The following is a 20,327-nucleotide window of genomic DNA, read 5'->3' as shown; positions in this document are numbered from 1 at the left end:
AGGGCGAAATTCCGCATGGTTGCGGCAGAGTCCAAGCATTTTACATCGACTTACGATCCCTTCGCGATCGCGGGGGTTGCGAGGACTCGACGAAACCGCCAGCACACCACCAAAATGGCATTTTTGTGGTTTTAATAGCTTTGGCAAAGTGCCGATGGGCTTGTTAACGCACGAATTGCAGGGAGTAGATTTATCCCGAGCCTCGGTTCCATGTTGGGGGAATAGATGAGCACTAAAATCGTAACGGCGCCGGCAAAGGTTGCTAAGCCGCTGGTCCAAAAGGGAAAGCCGGTCGATGCGGCCGAGCAGGCGCAGCCTGTCCAGGACGACGACGCTAAGGTCGTCGGCAAGGAAGCCCGCGTCACGGAAGAATCTGCCAAGGTCATTCTCGCTCAGGCGGATGACGCGAAGGAGGGCGAAGAAGCCCGCACGGAGACTTCCGAAAACGCACTTGCCGCCAATTTCTCGTTTGCCGGTGAAATGGCCCAGGCCGCTGAGGCGTCGGGTTCGCTGGTGACCGAGGAAAGCCTTGTTGATTCGATGGGCTACGCCCAGGCGGACGACAACGGCGGCCCGAGCGGTACCGTCCTGCTGATCGGCGCGGTCGCGCTCGTCGGCCTCGGCATCGCCGTCCTCGCGGACGGTGGCGATGACGAGGATCAGGATCTTCCCCCGCTGAACAGCGCCCCCGTCTTCGGCGCCGCGCCGACCGTCGACGCGATCGACGAAGACTCGGATGGCACGACCTTCACCGTGACCGCCACCGATGCGGACAGCGATCCGATCACCTACTCGATCAGCTCGGCGACCGGCGGCACCGCCACTGTCACCGACGGCGGCGTCGTGACCTTCATCCCCGCGGCTGACTTCAGCGGCGACGCCAGCGTCACGGTCTCGGCCAGCGACGGCACGGCTTCGGCCACGCAGACCGTCACCATCGAGGTTACCGGAATCAACGACGCGCCGGTCGCGGCCGACGACGTCGTCACGATCACCGGCACCGAAGACACCGACATCACGGTCACGCCGACCATCACCGATCCCGATGGCGACGACCTGACCTATACCTTCACCGATCCTTCGCACGGCACCGTCGCGGTCGCCGACGATGGCACGATCGTCTACACGCCCGACGCCAACTACTTCGGCACGGACACCTTCGAGCTGACCGCCACCGATCCGGACGGCGAATCGGCCACGCAGACGATCAACATCGTCGTCGAGGACGACATGGACCCGAACGATCCGACCGGCCCGGCCAACGTGTCGATCGACGTCGGCACCACCAGCACGGCGGTGACGCTCGACGACGCGGCGGACGCCTCGGTCAACTTCGTCGATGATGCGACGGTTATCACCAACGTGATCCTGACCGGCGTCGGCGAAGACGACACGATCACGATCCTCGGCGACCCCGCCGACTACTCCTATGCCAGCTCGGGCAACGACCTGCGCATCACGTTCAGTGACGGCACGAACTTCAATGACATCATCATTCAAGACATCCTGCCGGACGGCGCTGTCGTCTACAACGAAGCGACTGCCGAAACGGCCGTTGGCTTCGGTTCCGAGTTCATCTCATTTGGTTAAGCATGTGCCCCTAAGGGGGGGTTGCATCTAGGTTCTATCAGGGAGCACATTTATGGCCCGCATTATTCTCAATCCCGGTCAAACCGGCGGCGTTTACGGCGCCTTTGACCCCGACACGATCTTCGGCACCGCGGACGGTGCCGAGACCGTGTTCATTGCCGGCGACGCTCAGGTTATCTTTGACCCGTCGTTCAACCGCGGCGGCGACACCATCTACATCGACGGTCTCGCCTCGGACTACACCGCCACGCTCGAGGGCGCGAACCTGATCCTCACCAACGCCAGCGGCGCGGATATCCTCATCCCCGCCGGTGCCGATGGTTCGACGATCATCTTCAACGGCTCCGACGGTGGTGACGATGACCGCGTTCTCATCATCGGCGACGACGGCTTCACGCTCGGCGACCAGGTGATCGCCACCGACGGTGAAACCGTTCTCGACGGCGACGGCGTCGTCGTCGTTCCCACCCCGACCCCGACCCCGACCGGCGACACCATCCGTCTCACCGTCGGCAACGACATCATCGAGCCGGGCGAAGACTACGGCGATCTCGCCGGCAACGACATCTTCCGCGCTCGCGTGGTTCAGAACGCCGCCGGTGAGCAGGCCAACCAGCTCGGCAGCGGCGACGAGATCGACGGCGGCGCCGGCACCGATCTTCTCTGGGCGACCATCCAGGAAGCGGCCGCGCTGAACACCGGTTCGTTCTCGCCGATCGCGCCGATCACGACCGACGTCGAGAACTTCTGGTTCGAGGCGCAGGGTTACGACAACGTCGCGAACTTCCCGAACTTCGAAGACCTCGTCGAGGTCGATGCTCAGGACATCTACGGCGCCGAGTCGTTCACGTCGTACTTCTCGGATGCCAGCCTGCGCATCTACAACATCAACACGCTCAACGATCTCGACAGCCTTCTGTCGACCCCCGACCTCGAAGACTACCGTGTGACCTCGGACATCGAGTTCCACATGGACCACACCGCCGGCGCCAGCTCGGTGGAAGAGGCCGCGGACTTCATCGCGCTGTTCGATGAGGACTACCTCACCGCCAACGCGCCGACGGTTGCCGACTCGTCGCTGACCATCCAGCTGCTCGACATCGACAACGAGATCGACAACACGCAGCCGCTGCTCACCAACCCGTTCGATCAGCTCGTCATCACCGTCGATGGCGTCGAATACACGATCGCGTACGACGGCTCGAACGGTCTGTCGGGCCTCGCCGCCTATCAGGCGCTCGCGGCTTCGGTTCAGACCGCGCTCGACGACATGGGCCTCGACAGCATCGAGGTCTCGGTCGGTGACCTCTTCACCGTTACCGACCCGGACGGCGTGACGCCTGGCCCGGACGGCGTTGTCGGCACTGCTGACGATGGCATCGACCAGGACGCGAGCGGCTACGAGATCGTTCTGACCGACACCGAAGGTCGTGAACTCGAGGCCGTCGGCTTCATCGCCACCAGCCCGGTCCCGCCGCAGACCGACTACCAGAAGGAAGTCTTCGCGACTCCGCCGGAAGAGACCTTCAACCTGATCACCGCGAACCTCTCGGTGCAGAAGGTCGGTCGCGCCGGTGAAGGCGGTGACTTCCAGGTCGGCGGCATGAACGACGGCGGCGTCGAGCGCTTCAACCTCGAAGTTCTCGGCAACGACGAGATGGACAGCAACCTGTCCTCGCTCTCCTCGACCAACAACACCCTGCGTGAAGTCTATGTCACGTCGGGTGCGGGCGCCACGGCGAGCCTCACGATCGGCAACAGCTTCACGTCGTCGGACGTGCTGGACCCCGAGACGGGCAACTCGTCGGCGCTGATCGACCTTGCCGCGCCGAACGACGTCCTGCCGACGTTCCTCGACGTGGTGTCGAACCGCAACTACGGTCTCGTCGACGTCCAGACCATGGACGCCACCGGGTTCGACAACGATTTCACCCTCTTTGCCGCGCTGACCTCGGCCTTCACGCCGAAGTACCTCGATCTGCTCGACATCGACCCCGAAATCGACCCGAACGATCCGGTCTTCAATCCGGAAGACGGCAAGACCCCGGGCGACAACGTTGCCGCCACCTACCTGTTCGGTGATGGCGACGACCTGTTCAGCATGAGCCTGTCGCAGGACAACGCGGCGTTCATCGGCAACTCGGCGCGTGAGGACTTCTCGTTCTACACCTCGACGGGTGCCGGCGACGACGCGGTGCTCTTCCAGATCGGTGACGGCCAGTTCGTCGCCAACGAACTGGACGGTGGCCTGCTGGCCTTCGCGTTCGGCGGCACCCCGTTCTGGTACGTGAACCACGTCCTGAACTCGAACGTCGTCATCGAGACCGGCTCGGGTGAGGACTTCGTCAACACCTGGGGTTCGACGGCCGCGATCATCAACACCGGTTCGGAACACGACGTTGTCTACACCGACAACTCGGGCTTCGATCAGGAGTTCGTGTCTGAGGGTGGGTTCACCTTCCAGACCTTCAACGGCGATCGTGCGACCTGGGTGTTCAACGCGGTCAACACCGACGTGAACGACCTGCTCTCGCAGGGCGTTGCCCAGATCTCGGGCATCGCCAAGGTCGGCCTCACGGTGACCTTCCAGGACATCGAAGTGAGCGTCTCGGTCGGTGCCACGGGCGGCAACGCCTCGACCGGCTACACGATCAACGATCTCTCGATCAATCAGGCGATCAAGGACGCGATCAACTCGCCGCTCCTGCCGAACGGTGAGCCGAACCCGCTCTACGACGTTCTCGTCGCGGAAGACGGTCCGGGCCGCACGCTGATCGTCAGCTCGCTGATCGACGGCGAGATGGTCGAGACCGACCTCGACGTGTCGCTCTTCAGCAACGGCACGCTGACCAGCACGCAGGTTGCGAACGGTGTCGGCACGATCGGCGCGCTTTCGGCGACGCAGATCGCGACGCTCGCGTCGCTCGGTTTCGAAGCCGACGGCACGGCGATCGAGGACGACCTCGGCGATCCGACCTTCGGTCGTTTCGACAGTGAGTTCGGCCGCGACATCGCCAGCTCGGGTGTCTTCTTCGACCTCGACGGCGTTGACTCGGACAACATCAACAACAACCGCGTCTATCTTTCGACCGGCGACGACACGCTCGTCCTCTCGTCGAACGAAAACTCGATTGAGCATGTTGTCTACACCGACTCCGAACTCTTCGGCGACGACTACATCTACAACTTCACGGCGGCTTCGACCGACGTGGGTGCGGATCCGGAGCCGGAAGTCCAGACCATCACCGTCACCGGCGGTGTGGACGACGGTACGGGCGGCCAGTTCCTCATCAGCGTTCTCGGTGAAGAGATCGTTGTGACCGTGGATGGTGCCGACGATACGCCGGAAGAGGTTGCCATCGCGATCCGCGACGCCATCGATGCACAGAGCACGCTTGGCGACGCGTTCATCGACGCTGGTGATCCGACGACGGTGATCATCGAGAGCGACGAAGACGGTGACTTCGCGGATGCGATCGTTCCGGTCTTCGGTCCGGAAACGCAGGACATCACCTTCGACTTCGCGGGTACGTCCACCTCGCTGACGCCGGGTGAGACTGTCGATGTGACCTTCGACACCTTCACGGCCAGCTACGAGATCGAGCCGGGTGATACCCCGGCGGATGTGGCTGCCGGTCTCGCGGCCGACTTCATCGCGACCTACGATATCGGCACGGATCCGGGCGACGATATCGCCGCAGTTTCGGTCTCGGGCGCTGTCCTGACGCTGGTTGCTGCCGACGACGGCAACATCCCGCCGGCGATCGTCGACGCGACGGACCCGAACCTCGACTACGCGGTGGACTCCACCGACGGCGCGGGCTTCGGCTTCACGCTGGAGGCGGCTTCGGATGACGGTTCGTCGTTCGAGCTCGGCTACGACATCTTCGACGTGAGCGACATCCTCGGCCAGCAGGGCCCGGATGAGTTCATCAACGCTGTCGATGGCGTGGGTACGGACACCGGTGTGCTGGGTTCGATCGACTGGACCGACGCTTCCGTCGTTCTGATCGACCGCAGCGCGGCGACCGATACCGCCGGTGAGCTCGAGGATCTGGTTCAGGCCGCCGACACCGACATCGACGATCCGTTCCAGTCGAGCGTGATCATCACCGTCGACAGCGACAACGTCGGTCACTGGTACCAGGTCGACAACGCCCCGGGCGTCGAGAATGCCACGGTGACCTTCCTCGGCACGACCGAGCTCGCCACCTACGACGATCTCGACAAGTTCGCGATCGGCAACTGGAGCGAGATGACCAACGCCAACTTCACGCAGCTCACCCCGACGCAGCTGCTTGAGGTCTACACGTCGGCGATCATCTAAGATCGTTCTTAAGCTACCCTGATAGTGAGGGGCCGTCGAAAGACGGCCCCTCTTTTTTGTGTGCGCGGCGCATCCGGCCGGCGACACCGACGGTCCCTGACGCAGCAGCCCCCGGCCGCGACAGCCCGCCGGCCTCTGCGGACGCGATGAGCAGGCGGGTACGTCCTTGCATCAAGGGGCCATCGCGATCCTCGCGCCGAAGCGGCGCGACGAATGCGACGCCGCCCCGTCAGCCGCAGACACGAAAAAGGCCACGCCCGCGGCTCGCGGGCGTGGCCTTCATCTCGCTCGGTAAGTGGTGCCCGGTCAGCTCAGCGCGATGTCGGGCGCATCCTCCTGCTTCATACCGATCACGTTGTAGCCACCGTCGATATGGTGAATCTCGCCGGTCACGCCCGAAGCCAAGTCCGAGAGCAGATAGAGCGCCCCGCCCCCGACATCGTCGATCGTCACGTTACGGCGCATCGGCGAGTTCAGCTCATTCCACTTGAGGATGTAGTTGAAGTCGCCGATGCCCCGCGCCGCGAGCGTCTGGATCGGCCCCGCCGAAATCGCGTTGACGCGGATGCCGCGCGGACCGAGGTCGTTGGCGAGGTATTTGACGCTCGTCTCGAGCGCCGCCTTGGCCACGCCCATCACATTGTAGTGCGGAACGACTTTCTCGGCGCCGTAATAGGTCAAGGTGAGGATCGACCCGCCACTCTCGGGCATCATCTGCATTGCCCGCTTGGTCACGGCAACAAGGCTGTAGGCCGAGACATTGAGCGTCATCAGGAAGTTGTCGAGCGTCGTGTCGTAGTAGCGGCCGCGAAGCTGCGACTTGTCGGAAAAGCCGATCGCATGGACGACGAAGTCGATCGTCTCCCACCGGGAAGCGAGCGCCGCGAAACCCTGATCAAGATTGTCCATGTCGGCCACGTCGCAATCGATCAGCAGATCGGACCCAAGGCTCTCCGCCAAAGGCCGGACCCGCTTTTCCAGTGCGGCGCCCTGATAGGAGAAGGCCAGCTCGGCCCCTTGCTCACGCAGCTTGCGCGCAATGCCCCAGGCCAACGACTTGTCGTTCGCCAGGCCCATGATCAAGCCGCGCTTGCCCTGCATCAATCCATCCATGCCATTCATTCCTGTGTCGTTACGTCGACAGACTTCGTGCCTCCGGTGGCCCGCGCCAGCATTTCCTGCTCTTCGGGCGAGACGGCCAGCGCGGCATTGAGCTCTGCGCCTACGACCATTCCTAGTCCGACCAGCCAGAAAAAGAAAAGCGCGATCATGACCCCGGCGAGGCTTCCGTAGGTCAAATCGTAAGTGAAGAAGGTGCGCAGCACGCGCGGCATCGCGAAGGTCACGACCAGCCACCAGACCGTGACGAGCGCCGCGCCCGGCCATTTGGGATAGCGCCGGGCCTGATAACGCGAAGGCGTGAGCGAAACGAACAGGAAGTAGATCGAGAAAAACAGCGCCCCTGCGCTCACCAGCCGGGTGAAGACGAACTCGTCGAACAGCGGATTGAGGCCGGGAAAGAGGGCGCGCACGACTTCCTGGACGGCCGACAGCAGGACTTGCCCGGAGAGCGAGACGAGCAGCAGGAGCACTGCGGCGAAGATCACTCCGGTGGAAACCAGGCGATAATGCCAGAACGCGTGTGTCTCGGGCGTGCCGTAAGCCCGGTGGAGGATATCGCGTATCGTCTCGATCAGGCTCGTCGCGGTCCACACGCCGAACAGCCCGCCGACCCATAGCAGCCAGCCCTGCCGAGCCGCGGCGATGTCTCGCGCAACGGGCCCGACGACCTCGGCCACTCTCGGCGGGAAGGACGTGAGGACCGCTCCGATCGAGGCATCGAGCTGCCCCTGCTCGCCGATCACGGAAAAGATCGCCGCGACCGCGATGAAAAAGGGAAACAGGGCAAGCAGCGTCATGTAGGCGAGGTTGCCCGCGTGAATGAAACCGTCGTTCCAGGCCCCGGTCCAGATCCGCCGAACGACGGTGAAAGCGCGCGTGCCCGGACCGGCGGTCGCGAGAAGCCGGGCCTGCAGACCCTCGTGTCCGCGCAGTGCCTCGCGCCGGCGCCCCTCGGGCGTCAGATCGGCTTGCGCCCCCGAACCTGTCCGCAGCTGCTCCTCCACTTGCGTCACATAGGACGCGGCGGATCAGACGCCAAGCTTGTCGCGCACGTTGCCCGGTTGCTTCCACCCCTCGAGCCGGGCGGAAAGCTCGGAGATGTCGTCCGGAAGAACGATTTCGAGCGTGACGAGCTGATCGCCGCGCGAGCCGTCTTTGCGGGTGAAGCCCTTGCCCTTGAGGCGCAGGATCTTGCCCGAACTGCTGCCGGCGGGAATCGAGAGCATGACCGCGCCATCCACCGTCGGTGCCCGGACCTTGGCGCCGAACAGCGCCTCGTCGAGCGAGACCGGCAAGTCGAGCCGGACATCCGAGCCCTCCTGCCGGAAAAAGGGATGGGGCTCGATCTGGATCGTCACCAGCGCATCGCCGGCGCCGCCCATCCCGGGCTCGCCCTTGCCGGCGAGGCGCATCTGGGTGCCGTCCTCGAGACCGGGCGGCAGCTTGAGGTCTATGGTCTTGCCGTCGGACAAGGTGATCCGCTGCGGTGCGAGGCGCGCCGCGTCTGGCAGCGAGACCGAGAGACGATAGGCGACGTTCGCACCGCGCGGCGCCGCGCGCGTGCGCCCGCGTGCGCCGCCGAAACCGGAGAAGCCGCCGCCCGGCTGCGCGCCACCCGCGGCTCCACCCGGACCGGCGCGGCTGCCGAAGATCTCGCTGAAGATGTCGCCGATATCGACGCCCTCGCTGCTGAACCCCTCGAAGCCGCTGCCACCGAAGCCGCGATGACCGCCCGCGCCCCCGCCGCCGGCGCCGAACGGCATCGTCGGATTGCCGTCGATGTCGATCTCGCCGCGGTCGAAGCGCGCGCGCTTGTCCTTGTCGGACAGGAGGTCGTAGGCGCGCGTCGCGTCGCTGAACTTCTCGGCGGCCTTGGGATTGTCCTTGTTGGTATCGGGGTGGAACTCTTTCGCGAGCTTGCGGTAAGCGGACTTGATCTCCTTCTCGCTCGCTCCGCGCGCAACACCAAGAGTGGAATAGGGATCGGCAACCATGCAGCATAGCTAGGGTCGCCTTGCGGTCTCGGCAAGCCACGCTTTTCAGCCGACCGGCGCGGCGCTATCGCGGACGGGAACGAAGGACGCCGCGCCTGCTTGCGAAGCCGCAGGACGGCCGCGGCCTCGACCGGACCAGATAGGGGTACGCCATGCCGACAGAATTGACCGAGGACCTGATCCCCCACACCGACCCCTTCGGCCTGTTCGATGCATGGATGGCCGAGGCGCGGGCGAGCGAACCCAACGACTCCAATGCCATGGCGCTCGCCACCGCGACGCCCGACGGCAAGCCCTCGGTGCGCATGGTGCTGTTGAAGGGCCACGGGCCCGACGGTTTCGTGTTCTACACAAACGAGCAGAGCCGCAAGGGCACGCAGATCCTCGCCAATCCGAACGTCGCGCTGCTGTTCCACTGGAAGAGCCTGCGCCGCCAGATTCGCATCGAGGGGCCGTTAAGCCGCGTCGACGATGCGACCGCCGACGCCTACTTCCACAGCCGTGCCCGCGATTCGCAGCTCGGCGCGGTCGCCTCCGACCAGTCGCGTCCGCTCGACAACCGCGAGACCTTCCTCGCGCGTTACGCGGAGGCGCGCGACCGCTTCGCCGGGGGCGATGTCGATCGGCCGCCGCACTGGACCGGCTTTCGCGTCGAGCCGCAGCTCATCGAATTCTGGCACGACCGCGAATTCCGTCTCCACGAGCGGCGGGAATTTCGCCGCGAAGGGGCCGGCTGGGCCAGCACGCTGCTCTATCCTTGAGCGACACGGGCCATGAAGGTCATGAATAGCGAGACACGAACGATCATGCGCGAGGCCGGCACATGAGTGGCGAACGGTTGCGCCGCTCGGCCGCCGGCGCAAGCATCGCGGTGGCCGCGCTGCTGCTCGGGCTGAAAGGTTGGGCCGCCTGGACCACCGGTTCGATCGCCATGCTCGGCAGCCTTGCCGACACCACGCTCGATCTCATCGCCAGCCTCGCGACGCTGGCGGCGGTGTGGATCGCTTCGCGCCCCGCCGATGACAAGCACCGCTTCGGCCACGGCAAGGCCGAGGCGATCGCGGCGCTGTTCCAGATCGTGCTGATCTCGATCTCGGCGATCGGCATCGCGGCGCGCGCGATCGAACAGATGCTCGCGGGCGCCCGGCCCGAATCCGCCGAGACGGGCATCGCGGTCTCGCTCGTGGCCATCGTCGCCACGCTCGCGCTGGTAAGCTGGCAGCGCTTCGTCATCCGGCGGACCGGCAGCATCGCGATCACCACGGACAACATCCACTACCAGTCCGATCTCCTGCTCAACCTCGCGGTGATCGCGGCTCTTGCGCTCGACCGCTATCTCGGGGTGGCGGGTGCGGACTGGGGCTTCGGACTGCTGATCTCGGCCTGGCTCGGATGGGGCGCCTGGCACGCCTCGCAGGCGGCGCTCGACCAGCTCATGGACCACGAGTGGCCGCCGGAGCGAAAGGCGCGCTTTCTCGAAGTGCTCGCGCGCAATCCCGACATCACCGGGGTGCACGACTTGCGCACGCGCACCTCGGGCAACCGCGACTTCGTGCAGTTTCACGTCTGGGTCGATCCCGATATGACCGTTCGCGAGGCGCACCGGGTCATGGACGCCATCGAGGAGCGGCTGCAAAGCGAATTTCCCGACGTCGAGATCCTGATCCACACCGATCCGAACGGGTACGTCGACGAAACCGGACGGGCGGCCGTCGATGTCCTGCCGCACGACCGCCCGGCGATGTCCGGCCCCGCCCCGCGGACCACAACCGAAAGAAGGTCACGATGACAGAAGTTCCCTATTGGCATGTCGATGCCTTCGCCGATCGCCCCTTCGCCGGAAACCAGGCGGCGGTGATGATCCTCGATGCCTGGCCCGAGGACGCGGAGCTCGCCGCGATCGGGGCCGAGAACAATTTCGCCGAGACCGCCTTCCTGGTGCGCGACGCGTCCGGCCAGGCGGACTGGGAACTGCGCTGGTTCACCCCGACCGAGGAAATCCGGCTCTGCGGCCACGCGACGCTCGCTTCTGGCCACGTTCTCCTCGGCCTCGAGCCGGACCGCGCGGCGGTGCGCTTCGCGACGCGCAAGGCGGGCGTGCTCGAGGTGCGGCGCGCGGGCGAAATGCTCGAGGTCGCGCTGCCGGCGATCGCCACCGAACCCGCCGACTTGCCCGAGGCCGCCGCCGCGCTGGGCATCGTTCCGGTCGAGACTCGCCGCAATCCCGACCACTACAACCTCTTCGTCCTGGAGAGCGAGGAACAGGTCCGGATGGTGCGGCCCGACGTCAAGGCGCTGGCGGCACTGGGCAACGATTCCTTCACGGTGACCGCGCCGGGCCGCGACACTGACATCGTGAGCCGCGTCTTCGTGCCCGGCGCGGGTGTCGACGAGGACAGCGTCACCGGGTCGGCGCACGCGGTGCTCACCCCTTACTGGACGCGGCGCCTCGGCCGCGACCGCTTCACCGCCTATCAGGCCTCGGCGCGCGGCGGACGGCTCGCCTGCCGCCTCGAGGGTGAGCGGGTCTGGCTCGCGGGGCCGAGCGTGACCGTGGTCGAGGGCCGCTTCCGCTGGTGAGCCCGCGCGTCAGTTGCTCGGAAACAGCGCCAGCATCTCACCGAGGTGCCGATGCAGCGCCTGCTCCTGCTCGCCCTCGCTGTGGCCGAGCCTGACGAGCGTCAGCAACTGGTCGGGCGAGCCGACGAGATACTGCCCGTATTCGCCGAGACAGCCGAATGCCTGGTCCGAGATCCATCCCGGCCACAGCCGGTCGGACCCGTCGGGTTGCGGCGCGTTGAGCCATAGCTGCGCGCCGTAGCCCGGGTTGCGCGGCGAGGGCCGGCGCATGAACTCGATCCAGCGACGGGGCAAGAGCTGCGCGCCCCCGACCGAGCCCTTGTGCCGGATGAAGTCGCCGAGCCGGGCCCAGTCGGGCGCGCTGGCGTGGATCATGCTCGATCCGATGAGCGTGCCGGCGCGGTCGTACTCGGCGACCACGCGCGTCATGCCGATCGGTCCGAGCACGCGATTGCGCAAGTAATCCGACACGGCCTTGCGCCGCGTCTCGGGGTTCGGGCTCGGCGTGAGCGCCCTCGCGGCGAGATCGGCGAGGATCACCGGCGTCGCGCTCGAATAGCCGAAGGTGCTGCCCGCCACCGCGCGCATCGGCTGCGCCTCGGCATAGCCGGCCATGTCGTCGCGTCCGTCGAGGAACAGCATGCGCATGCGGTCCGAGGCGGCATCGCCCGCGGCGGTTTCGGAATGGCGCAGGCCCGAGCGCATCTGCAGGAGCTGGCGCAAGGTGATCGCCCCGCGCGGGTCGCCCGAGCGCTGCCAGGCAGGGACCGGCGCGGTCTCGTCGAGCCGCAGGCGTCCGTCGCTCACGAGCTGGCCGATCATCAGCCCGGTCACGCACTGGCTCATCGACCATCCGGGAAGGCGCGTCTTCGCGTCGATGCCCTGGCGATAGCGCGCCACGATCGGCTTGCCGCGCTTGTAGATCAGCAGCGCGTCGGTGCGGCCCACGCCCGCATCGTCGAACAGCGCGTCGATCGCGTGGCCCAGAGCCTCACGCGGGGCTCCGCCGGCATCGCTGATGGCCGCCTGCGATTCGGCGCTCGGCGGTGGCGGCGGCGCGTTCGAAGATCCCCCGCCGCATCCGGCAAGGGCTGGAAGCGCGAGGGCCGCGAGGATAGGGAGCAGGAAGGGCCGGGCCATGCTGCGCGGCGTGATGGGACAGGCAGGAGAGGATGGCAACAGGCAAGACGGTCCACCATCGCGAGCGGCAGCCCTCGCGCTGGAAACGCAATCTCGCGCTGCTGGCGCTGCTCGCGCTCGTCCTGGCGCTGGCGGTATGCTGGCGCTCGCTCGCGGCGCGGGCGACGATCGACGCTTCGGTCGCGGCGCGCGTCGGCTGCGCGTGCCGCTATGTCGCGCAGCGCGATCTCGACGTCTGCGAGGGTGATCTGGGCGAGGGCAGCGGCTTCGTCTTCCTGTCCGAGGACGCAGCGGCCAAGCAGGTCATCGCCAGGGTTCCGCTGCTGGCGCACCAGACCGCGAGCTACAGCGCCGAGGCGGGTTGCCGGCTCGAGCCCTGGGAGCGCTGATCAGCCCGCCGCTTCGGTCGCCTCGATCCAGCCGCCGCCGACGACGCGCTCGCCGGCGTAGATCACCGCCGCCTGCCCGGGGGCGACGCCGTACTCGGGTTCGAGAAAGCGGATCGCCGAGTCCGCGCCTTCGCCGAGCGGGCCTTCGAGCACCACCGGAACCGGCTTCGCCAGCGAGCGGACCTTGGCAGTGAGCGGGCCTTCGGGCAGCGCGCCGATCCGGCTCGTCGCCGATACGTGCGCGCGAGACACCGCGAGCATCCGTCGCGGGCCGACCAGCACGCTGCGCGTCTCGGCCTCGATGCCGACGACGTAGAGCGGCTCGGGCTGCCCGCCGATCTCCAGCCCGCGGCGCTGGCCGACGGTGTAATGGATGATGCCGCGGTGGTGGCCGAGCACGTCGCCGGTGGCGGCGTGGACGATGTCGCCCGCCGCCTCGCCCTCGGGCCGCAACTGGCCGACGATGCGCGCGTAGTCGCCGTCGGGCACGAAGCAGATGTCCTGGCTGTCGGGCTTGGCCGCGTTGCGCAGGCCCGCCGCCTCGGCGATGCGGCGCGTCTCGGTCTTGGGCAGGCCGCCGAGCGGGAAGCGCAGGAAATCGAGCTGCGCCTCGCTCGTCGCATAGAGGAAATAGCTCTGGTCGCGCGCGGGGTCGGCGGCGCGGTGCAGCTCGGCCCCGCCCGGCCCGGAGACGCGGCGGACGTAGTGCCCGGTCGCGAGGCAGTCCGCGCCGAGATCGCGGGCCATTTGCAGCAGATCGGTGAACTTGGGCCCCATGTTGCAGCGGATGCACGGGATCGGCGTGCGCCCGGCGAGGTAATCGTCGGCGAACTGCTCGACCACGTCCTCGCGGAAGCGGGACTCGTGGTCGAACACGTAGTGCGCGATCCCGAGCCGGTCGGCGACCGCGCGCGCGTCGCGAATGTCGTCGCCCGCGCAGCACGCGCCCTTGCGGCCCGTCGCCGCGCCGTAGTCGTAAAGCTGCAGGGTGATGCCGATCGTCTCGGCGCCGCTCGCCGCCGCCATCGCGGCCACGACCGAGCTGTCGACGCCGCCCGACATGGCCACGACGATCCGCCGCGCGCGGACTGGACCCTCGAGCTGGAAGGCGTCGGCGGCATCGAGGCCGGGCAGGGTGAGATCGGCGGGCATGTCCGCCGCGCCATACAGCCCCGGCCCCCGCGCGCCAACACCTTGAGCGAACTCCGCAAACTTCCGCAGAGCGACACCGGGCCGGGGTTAACAATGGTCACCAGCAGGTAAAGCGCGGATTTACCTGCTGGTGACCTACGCCGCGCTATGACGGCAGCCATGGAGTTTGCATTCGATCTGATCGACGGCGTCAGGCGGCGACCGGCACGGCAGGGGCACGGCGATGCCGCGCCTCCCGACTGGCATGCCCTGAAAGCTCGCCTGCTCGCGGCGCGCGATGCCTCGCGCGTGCTCGTGCAGGTGTCGCGCCGTCACGCACGGGGCAGCTTCGCGCGCGAAGTGGCTGATCGGCTTCATACATACGCGGCTATCAACTGCGGCGTTAACCTTACCGATTCAGGCAATCGCAAGCGCCTGACAGGCAGAACCGGTCTTGTCGGCGGTACAACCGGAACCGGCGGCCGAGGATAGGAATGATCGAGAACCAGAAAATTCGTCCAGCCCAGGTTATCGGTCCGCTCGGCGAGCCGCTTACCCTGGATTCGCTGCCCCCACCCGACACGACCCGCTGGGTCGTGCGCCGCAAGGCCGAGGTCGTGGCGGCGGTCAACGGCGGCTTGCTCACGATCGACGAAGTCTGCGAGCGGTATCAGCTCACGCTCGAAGAATTCGCGTCCTGGCAGCGCGCAGTCGATCGTTCGGGCATGCCCGGCCTAAGAGTGACCCGTTTGCAACACTATCGCGAGAAATACGAGCGCCAGCAGAAGTACTGAAGCGCCTCGCGGCCGGATCACCATTATTTCACTGTCTTTTTCGGGCGGCGGGAGTATTCTCGCCGCCCTAGGCGTTCTTGCCTTACTAGACGGCGCCGCAGAGCGTCCGCCGGGATGGGCGGTGGAGTGACTGGCAAATGATCGATTTTATCGTTGCGCTGCTCACGGGCGGTGTTCTGGGCTGGCTGGCGAGGCTTGTAAGGAGCCGCGGCGCCGCGATGAACATCGGCGCGAGCGTGGCCTTTGTCGGTGTCCGGACCTTGCGCGCGCACCCGTGCGACCGTGCCTCGGGCGGGCGCCCGCGGTTCCCGGGTGCTCTCAGCGAGCTTGCGTGGGTCAATCTGGCGCAGCGCGGGCGGCTGCTCTGATCGGCGAAGGCCCCGGCGAAGTCGTTCGTCGATCCGTGTTGCAGTGCGGCAGCCTTCGCATTGCCACTATTCGGGTAGGGGGCTAGTGCCGGTCGCTATCGCAACGGGAGGCCTGCCGTTCGTCTCGAGGGACGCCGGCCGGGTCGGAAAATCAATCGTGTATCCTGGGGCAAGCATGCGAAGCGGATACATCGAGCAATGGTGGCCATGAACTACGAAGCCAAACTGGACACGGGCGCGCAGGACGAACAGGCCTCGCACTACGACCCGCTCGGGGAAGAAGGCACACAGGCGCGCGCCGCGCGCCGGAGGCTGTGGCTGATCGCGGCCGTCATCGCCGTGGTGGTGATCGGGATCTGGTTCCTCTCGCATCGCAATGCCGAGCCCGAGTTCGCCGCATCGAGCGAAGAGCAGGTCCCGGCGGTAACCGTTGTCGAGCCCGGCCGCTCGACCGTCACCGGACGGATCACCGCGACCGGCTCGCTCGCCGCGCGCCGCGAAATGCCGGTCGGCGCCTCGGGCGAGAGCGGCGCGGTCGACCGCGTGCTCGTCGACGCCGGCGACTGGGTCGATGCGGGGCAGGTTCTCGCGGTGATCGACCGTTCGGTCCAGACCCAGCAAATCGCGAGCCTCGCCGCGCAGGTCGACGTGGCCGAGGCCGACGCGCGGCTCGCCCAGTCCAACCTCGATCGCGCGCTCAAGCTCGTCGATCGCGGCTTCATCTCCACCGCCGACGTCGATCGTCTGACCGCGACCCGCGATTCCGCGGTGGCGCGGGTCAAGGTCGCGAAGGCGCAGCTCGGCGAACTCCAGGCACGCACCCGCAGGCTCAACATCCTCGCGCCGGCCGCCGGACTGGTGCTGGAACGCAATGTCGAGCCCGGGCAGGTGGTCGGGCCGGGGACCGGCGTGCTGTTCCGGCTGGCCAAGGGCGGCGAGATGGAACTGCGCGCACGGCTCAGCGAAGACGATCTCGCCAAGCTGTCGGTCGGCGTTACCGCGCAAGTCACGCCCGTGGGATCGGGCAAGACCTTCACCGGGCAGATCTGGCAGCTTTCGCCCACGATCGAGGAAGCGAACCGTCAGGGCATCGCCCGGATCGCGCTGTCCTATTCGCCCGAACTGCGGCCGGGCGGATTCGCCACGGCCCGGATCACCTCGGGCTCGGTGGTCGCGCCGATGCTTCCCGAATCCGCGATCCTCAACGACGATCAGGGCAGCTTCGTCTACGTCGTGGGCAAGGACAACAAGGTGCATCGCCGCGCGGTCCAGACCGGGATCGTCACCGCGGACGGGATTTCGGTGACCAAGGGTCTCGACGGCACGGAGAAGATCGTGCTGCGCGCCGGCGGGTTCCTCAACGACGGGGACCTCGTCGATCCGAAACTGGTGACGCAGGGCGGATGACCGGGTAGCCATCATGGATCTTCGCAATATCTCGGCATGGTCGATCCGCAATCCGATCATCCCGATCGTCTTCTTCATCGGCCTGATGATCGCGGGCATTGTCGCGTTCAGCCGCATGGACGTGAACAACATGCCGGACATCGAGTTTCCCGGCGTGCTCGTTCAGGTAACGCAGCCGGGCGCCGCACCGACCGAGATCGAGAACCAGATCACCCAGAAGGTCGAAGCCGCGGCGCGCTCGATCAGCGGGGTCGAGGAAATCGAATCGACCGCGTCGGAAGGCAACTCGACCACCTTCGTGCGGTTTTCGATCGGCACCGACGCCGATGTCGCGACCAACCAGGTCAAGAACGCGGTCGACCAGATCCGCTCCGACCTGCCCGAGGGCATTCTCGAGCCGCAGGTGACCAAGGTCGAGGCCGGCGGCGGCGGACCGATCGCGTTCTTCGCGGTCAAGGCGGACGACATGACCATGGAGCAGCTCAGCTGGTTCATCGACGATACCGTCGCCAAGCGTCTGCTCGCGATCGAGGGGCTCGCCTCGGTCGAGCGCCAGGGCGGCGTCGACCGCGAAATCCGCGTGGTTGTCGATCCCGCGCGGATGCAGTCGCTCGGCGTCACCGCGCGTGACATCAACAACGTGCTGCGCACGGTCAATACCGATGCCGCCGGCGGCCAGGCCGAGATCGCGGGCTCGCGCCAGTCGGTGCGCGTGCTCGGCAATGCCGATACCGCCTATGAGCTTTCGAAGACGCGGATCAATCTCGGCGGCGGCCGCACAGTCCGGCTCGACGACGTGGCGCAGGTCTACGACGGGTATTCCGAACAGAGCCGGATCGCCAAGCTGAACGACCGCGAGGTCGTCACCTTCGGCTTCGAGCGCGCGCTCGGGGCCTCGGAAGTGACCGTCTACGACGCCGCGATGAAGGAACTGGAGGCGATCCAGAAGGACAATCCCAACGTCCATTTCACCCGTCTCTTCTCGCAGGTGGAGTACACCAAGGACCAGTATTCGAGTTCGATGGAGATGCTGGTCGAGGGCGCGGTGCTGGCGATCGTGATCGTCTACCTGTTCCTGCGCGACTGGCGCGCGACCTTCATCGCCGCGATCGCGATTCCGCTCTCGGCAATCCCGACCTTCTGGTTCATGGACATGCTGGGCTTCACGCTCAACTTCCTCTCGCTGCTCGCGCTGAGCCTGGTGGCGGGCGTGCTGGTCGACGACGCCATCGTCGAGATCGAGAACATCGTCAGACACATGCGCATGGGCAAGACCGCGTATCAGGCCGCGATCGACGCGGCCGACGAGATCGGTCTCGCGGTGGTCGCGACGACTTTCTCGATCGTCGCCGTGTTTCTGCCGGTCGGCCTGATGGGCGGCATTCCCGGCCAGTTCTTCAAGGCCTTCGGCCTGACCGTGGTGGCCGCGGTGCTGATGAGCCTGGCCGTCGCGCGCCTGATCACGCCGATGGTCGCGGCCTATTTCCTCAAGGCCCACGGTGTCGCCGAGCACGGTGAGGGCCGCGCCATGGACATCTACATGCGCGTGCTGACCTGGACGCTCGACAGCGGCGAGGCCAAGCGCCTCAAGGCGCAGCTCGAGAAGGTTCGCGCGCACGTCTGGTACTATCCGCTGGGCATTCTCGCGATTCTCGCGATCCTCGCGGTGGGCGTCGCCGGCTCCTTCTTCCTGTTCCAGGGAATCAACGCCGGTCTTCAGGCCATCGGCCTCGGGGAGCGCTGGGCCTTCGTCGTCGCGGCCGTCGCCGCGCCGGTCGTGATCCCGGTCGCGGCGATCTTCATCGGCAAGCTGTTCCGTCGGGTGCTCGGTTCGCTCGGCCAGTTCGGCGACTGGTACCGCTACATCAGCGACCGCATCGCCGCGCGGGCGCACGACCACCGTTTCTACGCGTTCTGCGGCGGCGTCTATGCGCTGGTGCTGACCTTCGCGCTGCTCGCGGGCGCGCCGCAGCAGTTCCAGCCGAACGAGAACAACGACTTCAGCCGGATCAACATCGAGATGGTGCCCGGCACCACGATCGAGCAGACCGCGGCGCTGACCGGTCGCGTCACCGACCTGGTCGAGGAGCAGCCCGAAGTGCTGCGCGTCATGGAGGCCTCGCGCGAAGCGCGCGCCACGCTCTACATCACGCTCAAGCCCGCGGCCGAACGCGCGACGACGAGCATCGAGTTCGAACGCCGGCTCGCGCCACAGCTCCAGAAGTTCGCCGACGCGCGCGTCAGCTTCGCCTCGCAGTCGGGCGGCTTCGGCACCGGGCGCGACATTTCGGTCATGCTTTCGGGAAGCGATCCGGACCTGCTGAACGCGACCGCGCAGACGTTGGTCGAGCAGATGCGCGGCATCGACGGCGTCATCGCGCCGCGTATCGCCGCCGACCTCAAGCGGCCCGAACTGGTGGTCGTGCCGCGCCTCGACCTTGCCGCCCAGCTCGGCGTGACGACCGCCGCGCTGAGCCAGACGATCCGCATCGCGACGCTTGGCGAGATCGACCAGAACGCGGCCAAGTTCTCGCTCAACGATCGCCAGGTGCCGATCCGCGTGATCCTGCCGCGCTCCTCGCGGCGCGACCTTTCGACCATCGAGAACCTGCCGGTGCCCACCACCAGCGGCGGCTCGGTGCCCTTGCAGCGCGTCGCGGAAGTGCGTTTCGGCGCCGGGCCGACGCAGATCCAGCGCTACAACCAGTCGCGCCGCGTCTTCGTCGGCGCCGATCTCGGCGAGGGCAAGGTCAAGGGCCCGATCATGGAGCAGATCCAGCAACTGCCGATCATGCAGAACTTGCCCACCGGCGTTTCCAACGACGCGGTCGGCGAGGACAAGTGGCAGGCCGAGATGGTCAACAGCTTCCTGATCGCCGTGATCAGCGGGATCTTCCTCGTCTTCGCGGTGCTCGTGCTGCTCTACAAGCGCTTCGTTTCGCCGCTGGTCAACATGGCCTCGCTGCTGCTCGCGCCGCTGGGCGGCCTGATCGCGCTGACCATCGTCGGAGAGCCCGTGTCGATGCCGGTCTACATCGGTATCCTCATGCTGCTCGGCATCGTCGCCAAGAACTCGATCCTGCTGATCGATTTCGCGATCGAGGAAATGGCCAAGGGCGTGGAAAAGGTGCACGCCATCATCGATGCGGGCCACAAGCGCGCGCAGCCGATCGTGATGACCACGGTGGCGATGACCGCGGGCATGGTGCCGACCGCCGTCTCGCTCTCGGGCGACGCGGCGTGGCGCGCGCCGATGGGGATCGTGGTGATCGGCGGCCTGCTGCTCTCCACCGCGCTGACGCTGGTCATCGTGCCCGCCGCCTTCAGCCTCGCCGACGGTTTCGAGAAGCGGATCGGCCCGAGGTTGCGCAAGTCGATGCTGACATACGATCCCGAGCATGCCGAGGAAGAGCGTCGCCGTCGCAGCGGTGGGGATGCGCTTCCGGCCGAATAAGCGGGTGATGCGCGCGTCCAGCAGGCAGGCG

Annotated in this window: 16 protein-coding genes; 11 read left to right on the top strand and 5 right to left on the bottom strand. The window is 66.6% G+C overall.

Going from position 1 to position 20,327, the window contains the following annotated elements; translation table 11 throughout:
- Nucleotides 1-225 precede the first annotated feature (225 nt).
- Both B2G71_RS13030 and B2G71_RS13025 read left to right on the top strand, forming a co-directional pair.
- Entirely contained in the window at nucleotides 226-1,590 is a 1,365-nt protein-coding gene (locus B2G71_RS13030; protein WP_098106498.1) for an Ig-like domain-containing protein, read from the top strand.
- A 52-nt stretch (nucleotides 1,591-1,642) separates the two neighbouring features.
- Nucleotides 1,643-5,917: a hypothetical protein gene (locus B2G71_RS13025; protein WP_098106496.1), complete on the top strand. Its 4,275-nt coding sequence runs from the start codon at nucleotides 1,643-1,645 to the stop codon at nucleotides 5,915-5,917.
- 306 nt (nucleotides 5,918-6,223) lie between these two features.
- Here B2G71_RS13025 and fabI read toward each other — a convergent pair whose 3' ends face one another.
- From fabI to B2G71_RS13010, 3 genes are read right to left on the bottom strand one after another with little or no spacing between them, the layout of a single operon-like run.
- Nucleotides 6,224-7,030 carry an enoyl-ACP reductase FabI gene (gene fabI, locus B2G71_RS13020; protein ID WP_098106495.1) on the bottom strand — a complete coding sequence of 269 codons (807 nt, stop codon included), beginning with the start codon at nucleotides 7,028-7,030 and terminating at the stop codon, nucleotides 6,224-6,226.
- A gap of 5 nt (nucleotides 7,031-7,035) precedes the next feature.
- Complete coding sequence (locus B2G71_RS13015; RefSeq protein WP_240530149.1) at nucleotides 7,036-8,043, bottom strand: YihY/virulence factor BrkB family protein; 1,008 nt, start codon at nucleotides 8,041-8,043, stop codon at nucleotides 7,036-7,038.
- A 24-nt stretch (nucleotides 8,044-8,067) separates the two neighbouring features.
- Complete coding sequence (locus B2G71_RS13010) at nucleotides 8,068-9,033, bottom strand: J domain-containing protein (RefSeq protein ID WP_098106493.1); 966 nt, start codon at nucleotides 9,031-9,033, stop codon at nucleotides 8,068-8,070.
- A 152-nt stretch (nucleotides 9,034-9,185) separates the two neighbouring features.
- Here B2G71_RS13010 and pdxH point away from each other — a divergent pair, with 152 nt between their 5' ends.
- From pdxH to B2G71_RS12995, 3 genes are all read left to right on the top strand, one after another.
- A complete protein-coding gene (gene pdxH, locus B2G71_RS13005; protein ID WP_098106491.1) occupies nucleotides 9,186-9,794 on the top strand; it encodes a pyridoxamine 5'-phosphate oxidase in 609 nt (202 codons plus the stop codon).
- A gap of 62 nt (nucleotides 9,795-9,856) precedes the next feature.
- Nucleotides 9,857-10,822, top strand: coding sequence for a cation diffusion facilitator family transporter (locus tag B2G71_RS13000; protein ID WP_098106489.1), 966 nt, complete (start codon nucleotides 9,857-9,859; stop codon nucleotides 10,820-10,822).
- Nucleotides 10,819-11,613, top strand: coding sequence for a PhzF family phenazine biosynthesis protein (locus B2G71_RS12995; protein WP_098106487.1), 795 nt, complete (start codon nucleotides 10,819-10,821; stop codon nucleotides 11,611-11,613). Before B2G71_RS13000 ends, B2G71_RS12995 begins: the two co-directional genes overlap by 4 nt.
- Nucleotides 11,614-11,622: 9 nt before the next feature.
- Here B2G71_RS12995 and B2G71_RS12990 read toward each other — a convergent pair whose 3' ends face one another.
- Nucleotides 11,623-12,753, bottom strand: coding sequence for a serine hydrolase (locus tag B2G71_RS12990; protein ID WP_098106485.1), 1,131 nt, complete (start codon nucleotides 12,751-12,753; stop codon nucleotides 11,623-11,625).
- Between the two features lie 32 nt (nucleotides 12,754-12,785).
- Between B2G71_RS12990 and B2G71_RS12985 the strand changes: the two genes are divergently transcribed.
- Complete coding sequence (locus tag B2G71_RS12985) at nucleotides 12,786-13,142, top strand: hypothetical protein (protein ID WP_098106483.1); 357 nt, start codon at nucleotides 12,786-12,788, stop codon at nucleotides 13,140-13,142.
- Here B2G71_RS12985 and mnmA read toward each other — a convergent pair whose 3' ends face one another.
- Nucleotides 13,143-14,294 carry a tRNA 2-thiouridine(34) synthase MnmA gene (mnmA, locus tag B2G71_RS12980; RefSeq protein WP_098106481.1) on the bottom strand — a complete coding sequence of 384 codons (1,152 nt, stop codon included), beginning with the start codon at nucleotides 14,292-14,294 and terminating at the stop codon, nucleotides 13,143-13,145.
- A 159-nt stretch (nucleotides 14,295-14,453) separates the two neighbouring features.
- On the opposite strand from mnmA, the gene B2G71_RS12975 reads away from it, so the two are divergent.
- The 5 genes from B2G71_RS12975 (at nucleotide 14,454) to B2G71_RS12955 (ending at nucleotide 20,296) form a co-directional block, all read left to right on the top strand.
- Complete coding sequence (locus B2G71_RS12975) at nucleotides 14,454-14,765, top strand: hypothetical protein (protein ID WP_141521569.1); 312 nt, start codon at nucleotides 14,454-14,456, stop codon at nucleotides 14,763-14,765.
- Nucleotides 14,766-14,767: 2 nt separating this feature from the next.
- Complete coding sequence (locus tag B2G71_RS12970; RefSeq protein ID WP_098106478.1) at nucleotides 14,768-15,067, top strand: DUF1153 domain-containing protein; 300 nt, start codon at nucleotides 14,768-14,770, stop codon at nucleotides 15,065-15,067.
- 137 nt (nucleotides 15,068-15,204) lie between these two features.
- The gene (locus B2G71_RS12965) at nucleotides 15,205-15,435 is read left to right on the top strand and encodes a hypothetical protein (RefSeq protein ID WP_098106477.1); all 231 of its coding nucleotides are present in this window, start codon (nucleotides 15,205-15,207) and stop codon (nucleotides 15,433-15,435) included.
- A gap of 207 nt (nucleotides 15,436-15,642) precedes the next feature.
- Entirely contained in the window at nucleotides 15,643-16,842 is a 1,200-nt protein-coding gene (locus B2G71_RS12960; RefSeq protein WP_098106775.1) for an efflux RND transporter periplasmic adaptor subunit, read from the top strand.
- Between the two features lie 13 nt (nucleotides 16,843-16,855).
- Complete coding sequence (locus tag B2G71_RS12955; RefSeq protein WP_098106475.1) at nucleotides 16,856-20,296, top strand: efflux RND transporter permease subunit; 3,441 nt, start codon at nucleotides 16,856-16,858, stop codon at nucleotides 20,294-20,296.
- The last annotated feature ends 31 nt before the right edge of the window (nucleotides 20,297-20,327 follow it).

It is taken from the genome of Novosphingobium sp. PC22D, from assembly GCF_002556635.1.
Taxonomy (GTDB): domain Bacteria; phylum Pseudomonadota; class Alphaproteobacteria; order Sphingomonadales; family Sphingomonadaceae; genus Novosphingobium.
This window is presented reverse-complemented; position numbering and strand designations above follow the sequence as displayed.